Origin of the sequence: Xylanibacter ruminicola 23, assembly GCF_000025925.1 — a bacterium.
Taxonomy (GTDB): Bacteria; Bacteroidota; Bacteroidia; order Bacteroidales; family Bacteroidaceae; genus Prevotella; species Prevotella ruminicola.
Genome location: NC_014033.1, coordinates 3,525,351 through 3,539,619 on the forward strand (window position 1 = coordinate 3,525,351; position 14,269 = coordinate 3,539,619).

10 protein-coding genes and 1 pseudogene are annotated in these 14,269 nt (G+C 48.2%); 9 read left to right on the top strand and 2 right to left on the bottom strand.

Translation table 11 applies throughout. The features are described 5' to 3' along the window. Positions 1-49: 49 nt before the first annotated feature. Genes PRU_RS14695 through PRU_RS14705 form a run of 3 tightly spaced genes read left to right on the top strand, consistent with a single transcriptional unit; the run spans position 50 to position 3,233 of the window. Positions 50-529: an Lrp/AsnC family transcriptional regulator gene (locus PRU_RS14695; protein ID WP_013064402.1), complete on the top strand. Its 480-nt coding sequence runs from the start codon at positions 50-52 to the stop codon at positions 527-529. Further along, a complete protein-coding gene (locus PRU_RS14700; RefSeq protein ID WP_013064111.1) occupies positions 526-2,241 on the top strand; it encodes a fused gamma-glutamyl-gamma-aminobutyrate hydrolase/peptidase in 1,716 nt (571 codons plus the stop codon). The genes PRU_RS14695 and PRU_RS14700 overlap by 4 nt, the downstream gene beginning before the upstream one ends. A gap of 2 nt (positions 2,242-2,243) precedes the next feature. Further along, a complete protein-coding gene (locus PRU_RS14705; RefSeq protein ID WP_013063322.1) occupies positions 2,244-3,233 on the top strand; it encodes a M28 family peptidase in 990 nt (329 codons plus the stop codon). Between the two features lie 26 nt (positions 3,234-3,259). On the opposite strand, the gene PRU_RS14710 is transcribed toward PRU_RS14705, so the two are convergent. Then, positions 3,260-4,342 (bottom strand): DUF4831 family protein, encoded by a 1,083-nt coding sequence (locus PRU_RS14710; protein ID WP_013064539.1) that lies wholly within the window; start codon positions 4,340-4,342, stop codon positions 3,260-3,262. Beyond that, positions 4,339-5,850, bottom strand: coding sequence for an NAD(P)H-hydrate dehydratase (locus tag PRU_RS14715; RefSeq protein WP_013065352.1), 1,512 nt, complete (start codon positions 5,848-5,850; stop codon positions 4,339-4,341). The genes PRU_RS14710 and PRU_RS14715 overlap by 4 nt, the downstream gene beginning before the upstream one ends. Before the next feature lie 91 nt (positions 5,851-5,941). Here PRU_RS14715 and hpt point away from each other — a divergent pair, with 91 nt between their 5' ends. The 6 genes and pseudogenes from hpt (at position 5,942) to PRU_RS14745 (ending at position 14,244) form a co-directional block, all read left to right on the top strand. Then, entirely contained in the window at positions 5,942-6,478 is a 537-nt protein-coding gene (hpt, locus tag PRU_RS14720) for a hypoxanthine phosphoribosyltransferase (protein WP_013062998.1), read from the top strand. A gap of 30 nt (positions 6,479-6,508) precedes the next feature. Beyond that, complete coding sequence (locus PRU_RS14725) at positions 6,509-7,081, top strand: adenylate kinase (protein ID WP_013063890.1); 573 nt, start codon at positions 6,509-6,511, stop codon at positions 7,079-7,081. Beyond that, positions 7,082-8,251 (top strand): GTPase ObgE, encoded by a 1,170-nt coding sequence (obgE, locus tag PRU_RS14730; RefSeq protein WP_013064968.1) that lies wholly within the window; start codon positions 7,082-7,084, stop codon positions 8,249-8,251. It begins immediately after the preceding gene. 142 nt (positions 8,252-8,393) lie between these two features. Next, positions 8,394-11,684 (top strand): annotated as a pseudogene (locus PRU_RS14735) (TonB-dependent receptor). Between the two features lie 20 nt (positions 11,685-11,704). Then, the gene (locus PRU_RS14740; RefSeq protein WP_013065084.1) at positions 11,705-13,219 is read left to right on the top strand and encodes a BACON domain-containing protein; all 1,515 of its coding nucleotides are present in this window, start codon (positions 11,705-11,707) and stop codon (positions 13,217-13,219) included. Positions 13,220-13,296: 77 nt separating this feature from the next. Next, a complete protein-coding gene (locus PRU_RS14745) occupies positions 13,297-14,244 on the top strand; it encodes a DNA/RNA non-specific endonuclease (protein ID WP_041386410.1) in 948 nt (315 codons plus the stop codon). Positions 14,245-14,269 lie beyond the last annotated feature (25 nt).

Sequence of the window (14,269 nt, forward strand, 5' to 3'; positions counted from 1 at the left end):
AATTAATTTGCGTAATTTTGCTGACAAAATGTAACTAAAGGGAGAAAAAATGGAAAAAATTGATTTTTTGGACAAAAAGATTCTGAGTATCCTTTCCAAGAATGCACGTATTCCTTTCAAGGATGTTGCTGCAGAATGTAATGTATCGCGAGCTGCTATCCACCAGCGTGTTCAGCACCTGATTGATGCCGAAGTGATTACAGGTAGTGGCTTCGATGTTAATCCTAAGAGTTTAGGTTATTCTACTTGTACCTACGTGGGTATCACCCTTGAAAAGGGATCGATGTATAAAGAGGTGGTAGAGCGTTTGCAGCATATCCCCGAGATAGTAGAATGTCACTTCACTACTGGTCCTTATACGATGATGGTTAAGCTCTATGCTAAGGATAACGAGCAGCTGATGGAATTGCTGAATGGCAAGCTGCAGGGTATTCCTGGCGTAGTTGCTACCGAAACATTGATCTCGTTGGAACAGAGTTTGAAACGTGAGATTCCCATCGTGCTCGACGATGAAGACAAAAAGCTATGAGCAGATTTGAACTCCAGTCGCATCTGAATGATGTGTATGCCCACTTCCCAGAAGCTGAGAAGCGTCCTGTGATTGGTATTACTGGCAATTACGAAGACCTGACATGTAAGTTGGGTCGAGGCTATTATCAGTCGGTAGTAGCAGCAGGTGGTGTGCCCGTTGTTATTCCGCCTGTGGCCGATAAGCATGTAATTGTAAATACCTTAGAGCATATCGACGCCCTTATCCTGAGTGGTGGAGGTGATATCAATCCCCTTTGGGCAGGCGAGGAGCCTTCGCCCAAGCTGCATGGTATCAATCAGGAACGCGACCTGCCCGAATTGTTGATTGCCCGTTTGGCCTACAACCGTCAGATTCCTATGCTGGGTATCTGTCGTGGTATCCAGACGCTGGCTACAGCGTTTGGCGGCAAGGTGGCACAGGACATCAGCGATGTGGCAACCATCAAGCATTCGCAGGATGCCGACCGTTCGGAACCTACACATAGCGTGATTATCGACGAAGATTCAAGTTTGTTCGATATTTATAAATCTACCAAGGTGATGGTTAACTCGTTCCATCATCAGGCTGTGGCCGAAGCTGGCGATAAGTTCAGAGTAATAGCCAAGTCGCCCGATGGTATCATCGAAGCGATGGAGAGTAGCGAGTTTAAATCGATATTGGGTGTTCAGTGGCATCCCGAGTGTTTGGAAGAAGGCCTGCCCTTGTTCCAGTGGTTGGTTAACGAGGCCAAGAGTTTTCGTGAAGCTCATACCACTCACGATCGTGTGCTTACACTCGATACCCATTGCGATACACCTATGTTCTTTCCTCAGGGCATACACTTTGAGCAGCGCGACCCCAAGATTCTTGTAGATTTGCACAAGATGACCGAAGGTCGTCAGGATGCTACCATCATGGTAGCTTATCTGCCCCAGCCAACCGAGAATCCTACGGCCTTTGCTGATAGCATTTTCGACCAGATTGAGGTGATTGTTGGGCAGAACAGCGATTATGTACGTATCGCTAACACGCCTCGCGACCTCTGGATGAACAAGCATCAGGGCTTGAAGAGCATTATGCTTGGTATCGAGAACGGTATCGCTATCGACGGTAAGCTGGAGAATCTGCAGCATTTTGTGGATCGCGGTATCGTATATATGACTCTCTGTCATAATGGTGATAACGATATTTGCGATTCGGCTTCGAAAACACAGCACACGCATCATGGTGTGAGTGCTTTCGGCGAGCAGGTTATCAAGGAGATGAACCGTTTGGGCGTGCTTGTTGATATGAGCCATGCTGGCGAGGAGAGCTTCTATCAGGCGCTCGAAATCAGCAGCAAACCTATTGTTTGCAGTCACTCGTCGGCACGTGCGCTTTGCGATCATCCTCGTAACCTTACCGACGACCAGATGCGTGCCCTTGCACAGAAAGGTGGCGTAGCACAGACTACCATCTATCACGGATTCCTGAAGAAGGATGGCGAGGCTACCATCAACGATGTGATTGCTCACTTAGAGCATGCCATTGATGTGATGGGTATCGACCATGTGGGTCTTGGTACCGACTTTGATGGCGACGGTGGTGTTCGTGGCTTGGCCGATTCGTCGGAACTGATTAATTTTACCCGTAGATTGCTGGCCCGTCGCTTCAGTGAGCACGACATCCAGAAAATCTGGGGTGGTAACTTCCTGCGTGTGATGGAGGAAGTACAAAAAGTTAGATATTAAACATGAATAAGAATATTTTTGCGGTTATATCGCTGGTGCTTTTGGTGGCCAGTTGTGGTAATTTAAAGAAGCAGACTACCGATGAGTCGGCTTCTTTGCAGCCTGTTGGTCCTGTGTTCTGTGCCGATAGTGCTTATCTGTACTGTCAGGCTCAGTGCGATTTCGGTCCACGAACCATGAACAGCAAGGCGCACGACGATTGCGAAAAGTGGATTATCTCAAAGTTCGAGAGTTTCGGCATGCAGGTAACCCCACAGAAAGCTGTGTTGAAGGGCTACGATGGTACATCGCTCAACAGCACCAACATCATTGCCAGCTATCGTCCTGATCTGACCGACCGCGTATTGCTGTGTGCCCACTGGGACAGTCGTCCTTGGGCTGATAACGATCCCGACGAGGCTAACTGGAAAACACCTGTGATGGCTGCTAACGATGGTGCATCGGGCGTGGCTGTGATGTTGGAGATTGCCCGTTTGCTCTCTAAGGATACCTTGCAGCTTGGTGTTGATTTTATCTGCTTTGATGCCGAAGACTGGGGCGTACCACAGTGGAACGAGGATAATTTCGATAGCGAGTCGTGGGCGCTTGGTGCTCAGTATTGGTCGACTAATCTGCATAAGAAAGGCTATCGTGCCCGCTTTGGTATCCTGCTTGATATGGTAGGCGGTCAGGGTGCGCAGTTCTATAAAGAGGCCATGTCTGTTCAGTATGCCAATCATATCGTAGAGAAAGTATGGCGCGCTGCTCAGGTAGTAGGTTACGGTAGCTTGTTCCCCTCGCAGCAGGGTACTGGCGTTACCGACGATCATATCTCGGTGAACACCAAGGCTAAGATTCCAACTATCGATATCATCCCTTATTATCCTAACTGCGAGCAGAGTTCGTTCGGACCTACTTGGCATACCGTTAACGATGATATGGAACATATCGACAAAAATACCCTACAGGCAGTAGGGCAGACATTAATTCAGGTACTCTTCTCCGAGAAGTAGTACCTGAATTATTCTTCTTGTAATTCTTATTTCTTAGGTTGCTCGGCTTCCAACTTCTCTACGGCGCCTGTCAAGGTGTTGAGAAGTAGGCGTGTGGTGTATTTCTTGTTGAACAAAGCACCACTCAGCAGCTCTACATTGCCGAACTGGGCTGCAGGAAACTCGTTGCTGACAATCTGATTCTTAGCATCGAAGATGGTTGAGCGCAACTTGCCTGGGATGTTTACATAGATGCCCGACTGCTGCGGCTTGGCAGCTTTCTTGGGATCTACGGGCGCAGGTTCGTCAACCGTTTTCAGGTCCTCTATATTAATATAATAAGGTGTACCCGACAAATCATCGCTGTCAACCACTCCGTAATCAGGCGAGAAACGGAACAGTACATCGCGTTTCGTTGGCTTGTCAACCACGTAGGTAAACGTATGTGTGGTGGTATCGTTCTCGGTGGTGCCGATAAACATACTGGTGAGCGCCTCGTTCTGTGTGTTCAGTTCCTCCAGCATCAGTTTCAGTTGCTCGCCATCCTTAGGCATAAAGTCGGCCTGGCCCTTGGCCAGCATGCTTTTGCTCTCACGTATCTCGTAGATCTCCTGAGCAGTAAGCTCGGCCATCTTGGCGGTGCTGCCTGCCGAGAGAATCTCTTCGTTCAGATACGATTTGGGCGATTTCTTTAAAGGACGGATCTGCTGCACTGGGGCAGAAATGCTCTTAGACTGCTGCTTGGCATCGGTGTTGATGGCTAGCAGGATACCCTTGTCGCTCAGGCGTACGTTGCAGGCCGATGTCTTGGCATCAAACTTCACAGCGTAACACTTCGATGTGTCGGCTACAGCAAATGGCTCCTGCTTTACCGACAGGATGCGATATTTGGTAGATGCGCTGGCAGGCACATCTTTCATACGTAGAAATTTCTCCGAATACTTGCAGAATTCACCTGGGGTATAGGTACTCTTCTCCACCTGCATGGTAACGCGGATGGCTGTTTTGGGCAGATAATATACGGCGCCCTCGCTGGTAACACCAGGTTTGTACGAACTGATTACGGTTTGTGCCAGCGAACTGGCAGTGCCTAATGTAAAGGCTATCAATAAAGTGCTAAATAATTTCATTCATTAAGTCGTTTAAATGCATAAGGCAAGTTCTGAATCAAATCGCTGGCTATTACGCTTTCCTCGCCCAGCTCGCGAGCGGCAATGTCGCCAGCCAGTCCGTGCAGATACATACCTACAACACATGCGTTTTCTTGATTATAGCCACGAGCCAGCAGTCCTGTGATGATACCTGTTAGCACGTCGCCGCTACCGGCAGTAGCCATACCGGCATTACCAGTAGAGTTAAAGATGATATGACCGTCGGGCAGGCACAGCGAGGTGTGGTGCCCTTTCAGTACGATGTAGGCCTGCAGGCGCTCAGCCAGATCGCGCGCCTTCATCAGACGCTCAAAGCTATCGCCCGAATGACCTTCCAAACGGTCGAATTCCTTGGGGTGGGGGGTCATGATGATACCCTTGGGCAGTTGCTGCAGCCATGCGCGATGACTGGCCAGAATATTAATGGCGTCGGCATCTACCACTGTGGGGCATTGACTGCGGCGCAGCTGTGCAATGATGGCAATTGCCGTTTGCTCGCTGGTTCCCAAGCCAGGACCAATGCCCAACGCATTGAAGTCTTCGGTGTCAACCGCCTCCGAGAAAGTGGTTTCCTCTCTGTCGAACTGTATGATGGCTTCGGGAACGCTCACCTGCAGAATGTTGCAGTTGCGTTTGGGTGTGTGGGTAGTGACCTTTCCTACACCTACGCGCAAACATGCTTTGGTGGCCAGCACCGAAGCACCTGCCATACCGTAGCTGCCGGCAATAATCAGGGCGTTGCCCATCTTGCCTTTGTGGGCAAACGGGTCGCGCTTCAGCAGGCGTGGGCGCACGTCGTTCTCCTCCAGCAGCGTATAGTTGGCATCAATCTTCTCCATGCCCTGTTTGCTCAGTCGGATATCCAGCACCTTCAGTTTGCCGATGAATATCTGGTTTTCGGGGAACAGGAACGACAGCTTCGGCAACTGCAGTGTTAGCGTCATATCGGCACGGATAATGTTGGCTCTTACGTTGTAAGTGTTGTCTTCGGTCATCAGTCCCGATGGCACATCGATACTTACCACCTGAGCGGGCGAGGCGTTGATGTATTTCACGAGCGACGAGAAACCACCGGCCAACGGCTTGTTGATGCCCGATCCGAACAGTCCGTCAACCACCAGCATGCCCTCCTCTAACTGTGGGGGCTCAAACTCCTGGGTTACCTCAATCAGCGCTTTCGAGCGTTTCTCAATCAAACGCTTCTTGTTTATCATGCAGTCTTCCGAGAGATGACCTGATATGTTAAAAAGGTAGGCTGTTACATCGTAGTTTTTGTCAATCAGCATGCGGGCAACGGCCAGTGCGTCGCCGCCATTATTGCCTGGACCTGCGAATATGATGACGGGCGTGGTATAACCCCAGCTGTCGGCGATAGCTTGGGTCAGGGCTTTAGCGGCACGCTCCATCAGGTCGACCGACTTAATGGGCTCGTTCTCTATGGTGTATTTGTCCAATTCGTGGACTTGTGCGCTCGTAAATATCTTCATAATGGTGCAAAAATACGAAAAAATTGCTAATGAATGATAGAGTTTGGCAGATTTTTTGTAATTTTGCACAAATTTTTAATTCTTTCAGCGTATGAGTATCGTAAAGATAAAGGACAAGTCGTTCAAGATCTCCATTACGGAGGCTGAGATTAAGGAGCGTGTAAAGGCTGTTGCACAGCAGATTAGTAAGGATATGGAGGGCAAGAATCCTCTGTTGTTAGGTGTGCTGAATGGCGCTTTTATGTTTGCTGCCGATCTGATGCGCGAGATGACTATTCCTTGCGAGATTTCGTTTGTTAAGCTGGCCTCTTATCAGGGTACCACTTCTACTGGTAAAATCAAGGAGGTGTTCGGTATCAACGAAGACTTGACCAATCGTACGGTGATTATTGTAGAGGATATTGTGGAGAGCGGACTCACCATGAAGCAGATGATTGAGTCGTTAGGCACACGTAATCCCGCATCTATTCATATCTGCACCCTTTTCTTCAAGCCCAGCAAGCTGAAGGAGAAAATTAACCCCGAGTATGTTGCCTTCAGCATTCCTGACGACTTTATCCTGGGTTACGGACTTGATTACGATCAGCAGGGTCGCGGACTGAAAGATGTATACACCATTATCGAGTAAGTAACTTAAATTAAACTAAATATCAGGATAATGAAGAATATCGTTATTTTTGGTGCTCCCGGTTCAGGTAAGGGAACACAGAGTGATAAGATGATTGAGAAGTACGGTTTGAACCACATTTCAACTGGTGATGTACTTCGTGGTGAAATTAAGAATGGTACCGAGCTGGGTAAGACTGCTGCCAGCTATATCGAGAAGGGACAGCTGATCCCCGACGATCTGATGGTAAGCATTCTCGCTTCGGTTTACGATAGCTTCGGACGTGATAGCAAGGGTGTTATCTTCGATGGTTTCCCCCGCACCATCCCACAGGCCGAGGCCCTGAAGAAGATGCTCGACGAGCGTGGCGACAAGGTTGCTGCTATGATCGAGCTCGATGTTCCCGAGGACGAGCTGATGAAGCGCCTCATTCTGCGTGGTCAGCAGAGCGGCCGTGCCGACGATAATGAGGAGACCATCAAGAAGCGTCTCGTGGTTTACCACTCTCAGACAATGCCACTTATCGAGTGGTACAAGCAGGAGGGTGTTCACTATCACATCGACGGTCTGGGTGAGCTCGACCGCATTTTTGCAGACATTTGCCAGGTTATTGACAATATCTAAATGGAGAGTAATTTCGTAGACTACGTAAAGATTTACTGCCGCTCTGGAAAGGGTGGTAAGGGCAGTATGCACTTGCGCCATGTAAAGTATAATCCCAATGGCGGTCCTGATGGTGGTGATGGTGGAAAAGGCGGAAGCATTATTCTGCGTGGAAACCATAACTACTGGACTTTGCTCCACTTAAAGTACGAGCGCCATATTTTTGCCGAGCACGGTGGAAATGGCGGTCGCGACAAGTGTCATGGTACCGACGGAAAGGATGTTTACATTGATGTGCCTTGTGGTACCGTGGTGTATAATGCCGAAACCGGTAAGTACGTCTGCGATGTTACATACGATGGTCAGGAAGTCATGCTGCTTAAGGGCGGTCGTGGCGGATTGGGTAACTTCCAGTTCCGCACAGCCACCAATCAGGCGCCCCGTTATGCGCAGCCTGGTGAGCCCATGCAGGAGATGACTATTATTCTTGAATTGAAACTTTTAGCTGATGTGGGCTTGGTAGGTTTTCCTAATGCAGGAAAATCTACCCTGGTCTCATCGCTGTCAAATGCTAAGCCCAAGATTGCCAATTACCCATTTACTACGATGGAGCCTTCGCTGGGTATCGTAGGTTATCGCGACAACAAGTCGTTTGTGATGGCCGATATTCCTGGTATTATCGAAGGTGCCTCTGAAGGTAAGGGCTTGGGACTTAGATTCTTACGACATATTGAGCGCAACTCGCTCCTGCTGTTCATGGTACCAGGTGATACCGATGATATCAAGCGTGAGTATGAGATTCTGCTCAACGAACTTCAGCAGTTCAATCCCGAGATGCTCGACAAGCATCGTGTGCTGGCCGTTACCAAGTGCGACCTGCTTGATGAGGAGTTGGTTGAGATGCTGAAGGAAACCCTGCCTCAGGATCTGCCTGTGGTATTCATTTCAGCCGTAACGGGTTATGGTCTCGACGAACTCAAGGATGTGCTTTGGAACGAGTTGAATGCCGAAAGCAACAAGCTTAACGTCATCACCTCGGAGGATTCGCTGGTACATCGCGACAAGGATATGAGCCGTTTTGCTCAGGAGCTTGCCGACGAGGGCGAGGACGAGGATATCGAGTACATCGACGAGGATGATATCGAAGATATCGAGGACTTTGAATACGAGGACTTCGACGACGAAGCATAACGTTACGCAACAAATTTTACCAATTTTTTAAAAAATAGCCGATTTATAACTTTAAATCGGATTTTTTTTCATATCTTTGCACCGAAATTTAAACAATCCGGATTATATCCGCTCATTTAATTAATTAAAACAGTTCTAGTTTATGCAGAAAAGATTGCTCTTTCTGGTTGCTTTAATGTTAACTTTCTCGTTAACATTGATGGCACAAATCACAACTTCAAGTATGGCTGGAAAGGTGACCCTCGACACAGCGAATGGCGAGGAAGTCATCGGTGCTACAGTTGTGGCTGTACACGAGCCCTCTGGTACTCGTTACACAGCAGTAACTAATACCACAGGTCGTTTCTCGATCAATGGTATGCGTACTGGTGGTCCTTACGCAGTGACCATCTCTTACATTGGTTTCCAGCCCAAAACCGTCAAGGGTATTACCCTCCAGCTGGCTGAAACCTACAACCTGAATGTATTCCTCACCGAGGATGCTACCGAGCTTGCAGAGGTTGTTGTAAGCGGTAAGGCTTCAAAGTTTGCTGCTGAGAAGACGGGTGCTGCTACTAACATTAACAGTACGCAGATCACAAACCTGCCAACCGTTAGCCGTTCTATTACAGATGTAACACGTCTGTCTCCTTACGGAGGTAACGGCATGAGCTTCGCTGGTAGCGATGGTCGTAACGCTAACTTCACCGTTGATGGTGCTAACTTCAACAACAACTTCGGTCTTTCTGACAAGTTGCCTGGTGGTGGTAACCCAATCTCTATCGATGCTATCGAGGAGTTGCAGGTTGTTATCTCTCCATACGATGTTCGTCAGACCAACTTCATCGGTGGTGGTGTAAACGCTATTACCAAGTCGGGTACTAACACCTTCAAGGGTAGTGCTTATGTTTACCACAAGAACGAGAACATGCAGGGTGACGCTGTAAATCGTCAGCAGATCCAGGGCGCTCGTGAGAAGGCTCAGACTACTACTTACGGTTTCACACTGGGTGGTCCAATCATTAAGAACAAGCTCTTCTTCTTCGTAAACGGTGAAATGATCAAGATTCCTTCAATCGTTAACCGTTGGAAGGGTTCAGATGATGGTAAGGCCGATGCCGACAACTACATCTCTCGTACTACTAACAAGGATCTTGAGGCTGTTTCTAAGTACATGGCCAGCAAGTATGGTTATGATACCGGTTCATGGACCAGCTTCCCTGCTGATGAGAGCAACTACAAGCTGATGGCTCGTTTGGACTGGAACATCACCGATCGTCATCACCTGGCTTTGCGCTATAACTATACAAAGAATAATATCTGGAACTCGCCTAACGGTACTTCTATGGACGGTGGTACTCGTATGGCTTCTTACCGTATGTCACAGACTTCAATGTCGTTCGCTAACTCAATGTACTCAATGGAGAACCTCGTTCACTCTTGGTCATTGGATTTGAACAGCCGTCTGACCGACAACCTGTCGAACCAGTTCCTGGCTACTATCTCTAAGCTCGACGACGTTCGTGGCACTAACTCTGCTGAGTTCCCATTCATCGATATCACTCGCGATGGCGATAACTATATGGCTCTCGGTTACGAGCTGTTTACTTGGAACAACGCCGTTCATAACACTATCTGGAACATCAAGGATGATGTTACCTATTATATGGGCGACCACAAGATTATGGCTGGTATTACCTTCGAGCATCAGATGGCCGACAACCAGTACATGCGTAATGGTTCTGGTTACTATCGCTACAACATCACCGACGATATGTATGTAGGCGGTGTACTGCAGCCAGATATGCTGTTCAACAGCACACCTGAGGTATTCTGCTTGACTTACGGTTACGATGGTGAGGCTGCTCCTGCAGCTCGCGTACAGTTCAACCGTCCTGGTATCTATGCTCAGGATGAGTGGAACGTTAACAATAAGCTGAAGCTCACATACGGTCTGCGTGTTGACGGTCTGTTCTTCAACAACAGCGACCTGATGACTAACGCTGCTATTCTGAACCTCGACTACAACGGTCGTCACATCGATACCGGTAAGTGGCCTAAGAACAGCATCACCTTCTCTCCACGTCTCGGCTTCACCTACGATGTATTCGGTGACAAGAGTCTGAAGGTTCGTGGTGGTACTGGTCTTTTCTCTGGTCGTCTGCCTTTGGTATTCTTCACCAACATGCCAACCAACGGTGGTCTGGTTCAGTATCAGGCACAGATCAACGAGAAGAACGCTGCCAAGAAGGGCTTCTCTATGGACGTGTTCGCTGGTGGTCCTATGACCAAGGTTAGCGATATGATTGCTAAGCTGCAGAGCCTGGGCTATCCTACAACTGTTAAGCCTGAGGACGGAACTGTTCCTTCAGCTGTTAACGGTGTAGATCCTAAGTTCAAGATGCCTTAGGTATGGAAGACTTCTGTTGCTATCGACTATCAGCTGCCTGTTGACTTCCCATTCTCAGTTTCTGTTGAGGGTATCTACAACAAGACTATCAATGCTGTGTCAATCTCTGACTGGAGCATTAAGAACGTAGGTGGTTTCGCTCGCTTCAACGGTGCCGACAACCGTCCTATCTTCCCCGATGATTTCCGCAGCGGTACAAAGGCATTCGTGCTCGAGAACACCAGCAAGGGTTACGGTTGGAGTGCTAACGTTACTCTGAACGCTCAGCCTGCTGATTGGATTAGCTTGATGGCTGCTTATACTCACACTGTATCTAAGGAGGTTACCGGTATGCCTGGTTCGGCTGCTGAGTCTGCCTTCACATACGTTCCTACTTACGAGGGTCCAAACAACATCAAGTTGCACAACTCTCAGTATGTAACTCCTGATCGTCTGATCGCTTCTGCTACTATCCACGATAAGTGCGGTAACCACTATAACTTCATCTACGAGGCATATCGTGGTGGCTACAACTACTCTTACACAACTGTTAACGATATGAACGGCGACGGTTACAACTACGACGCTATCTATATCCCAACAGATGATCAGGTAGGTGTTGGTACAGGCGACTTCCGCTTCAAGACTCAGGACGACCTGACTCGCTTCATGGACTATGTTCATAAGGATAGCTACCTGAGCAAGCATCAGGGTACTTACGCCGAGGCTTACAGCGTTTACTCTCCATGGGTACACCGCATCGACTTCGGTTACAAGCACGACTTCAAGTTCAACGTAGGTCAGACTAAGCACATGCTGCAGCTCACCTTCGATATGAAGAACGTTCTTAACTTCTTCAACTCTTCTTGGGGTGTTGCTAAGCACCTGAATCCTGAGATTGGTAGCGAGGCTAAGATCCTGAAGTACGAGGGCGTTGATGCACAGGGTTATGCAACCTTCTCTACACCTTCTTCTATCAGCGGTAATACTCAGACTTGGACTACCAACTACGCTATCGGTCAGTGCTGGTACGCTTCTGTAGGTATCAAGTATTATTTCAACTAATTAATTAAGGTAAGATTAATATGAAACTTAAATATTTCATTCCGTCTCTCGTAGCAGTTGTAGCAGCTGTATTCACAAGCTGTTCTGACGGTAAGGATGCTACCTATCTTGAGGGAATTCGCGTTTCTCAGTCGTATGTAGCTCTGAACACTGCTGGTGGTTCTGCCTCTATCGATGTAACCACCAATGGTAGCTGGACTGTTACTGAGGTTCCCAACTGGCTCACCGTTTCGCCTGCCTCTGGTACAGGTAACGGTACTATCACTTTCTCGGCCGACGCTGGCGAGGGTCGTAGCGGTTCAGTAAAGCTTAACTGTGGCGACGAGACTCAGATCGTCAACATCATTCAGGGTGTTGTAACTATCAGCCCTGCTACTTGTGCTGAGGTTCTGGCTGGTCCCGACTCTAAGACTTATCAGGTAACTGGTACTGTTACCAGCATTGTAAATACCACTTATGGTAACTGGTACTTGAACGATGGTACTGGTGAGGTTTACATCTATGGTACACTCGACTCTAAGGGTAGCACCAAGAACTTCAGCAGCTGGGGCCTCGAGGTAGGCGACCAGATTACTGTTCAGGGTCCAAAGACTACTTATAATGGTACTGTAGAGCTGGTTGACGTAACTGTTGTTAAGATTGTTAAGTCACTCATCAAGGTTGATTCTCTCACAGTTGGTGGCGTTAAGGCTACTGAGCTGCCTGTAGCTGGTGGCGAGATCACTGCTCACCTCACCTGCAAGGGTACTGGCGTAGCTGTTGAGATTCCTGCCGACGCTAAGGATTGGCTGGGTGTTACCTCTTCAACAGTAGGTACTAACCCAACTGTTACCTTCTATGCTAAGGCTAACGAGGGTGGCGACCGTGAGACAACTGTTACCTTCAAGACCACCGATGGTTCTAAGGAGTACAGCTCACAGGCTACTATTTCTCAGAAGGGTGCTATCGTTGAGTGCAGCATTGCCGACTTCCTGGCTGCTGCTGTAGGTAATACTCAGTTCCGCCTCACTGGTGTTATCACCAAGATTGCTAATGCATCTTATGGTAACATCTACATTAAGGACTACTCTGGCGAGACTTACGTTTATGGCGTAGGTTCTAAGGGCGACTTCGAGAAGCTTGGCCTGAAGGGGGGTGATGTTATTACTCTCGTAGGTAAGCGTGGCGAGTACAAGGGAACTGCCCAGATGACTGGTGGTCAGTTCGAGAAGTCAATCAAGGTAACTGAGGTTTCAATCGCCGAGTTCCTGGCTAAGGAGGATGCTGCTAATGTTTACTATAGAGTATCTGGTACTATCGACGAGATTGCCAACGATACTTATGGTAACCTGTACATCACAGATGGTACCAACCGCCTGTATGTATATGGCACATATCCTGGATGGGGTGCTACCGGTGATAACCGTAAGGGCGCTATCAAGAATCTGGGTATCGCAGTAGGCGACAAGCTCACCGTTATCGGTGTTAAGTCAACCTACAAGGATACTCCTCAGGTTAATGGTGGTATCTACTTCTCTCACGAGAAAGCTGAGTAAAAATTAGATAAAGCTCAAAACTAACGCGCCAAAATGTTGTGGATAGCGACATTTTGGCGCTTTTAAATTCGATAAGTATGAATAAGATGTTTTATTCTTTAGCAGTCTTTGCATTTGTTGCTTGCGGTGGTGGTAGCAGTAGTAGCGATGGTCCTAATCCTACTCCCGATCCAACGCCTACACCTACACCAACTCCTACAGTAGGCAATGCTAATAAGAACGATGCTTCTGAGAATGCCTATCTGGCTCGTTTGGAAATGCCTAAGGCTCGTACCGATTCAAAGGTTATTACCCATACTACCAAGGATTATGGCGTAACCTATTCGGTAGAGTGGGATAGTAATATCCGTGCTCAGCGCTGGACTTGTTACGATATGAACAAGCGCAACGCTGCCAAGAACGGTAATACCCGTAAGTCGCTTTGGCCTGATGGTGATCCCTGGAACTACGATCCCGATGTAGCTACGAGCGATCAGCAGGCCACCTATAGCGAGCTCAGCAAGAGCTATTATCCTGGTTCTAAGGATTATTACGAAAAGGGTCACGTTTGTCCTTCAAACGACCGCCTTTATACCAAGGATGCTAACGAGCAGACTTTCTACATGACTAACATTCTGCCAATGGTAGGTAAGTTTAATGGTAAGCTTTGGCAGAAGATGGAGCTGCAGGTAAACAGCTGGGCTCAGAAGTTGGGCGATGGCGACACCATTTTTATCTGTAAAGGTGGTACCATCGATAAGGCCGATCAGATTCTTGGCAAGACAATCAACAATCATGTCGTGCCCAAGTACTTCTTCATGGCGCTGTTGTTTAAGAACGCTTCTGGCCCCGTACGTATGTTAGGCTTCTGGGCCGAGCATCTGAACGAAGACCATTCGAACGATGCCCTGAAAGGCTATGTAGTAAGCATCGACGATCTGGAGCAGAAAACAGGTATCGATTTCTTCTGTAACCTGCCCGACGATGTCGAGGAACAGTTAGAGGCTACGAAGAGCGAAGACATCATTTCTGCTTGGGGCCTTTAAGCTACTATTTGAAAAGTACTTAGAT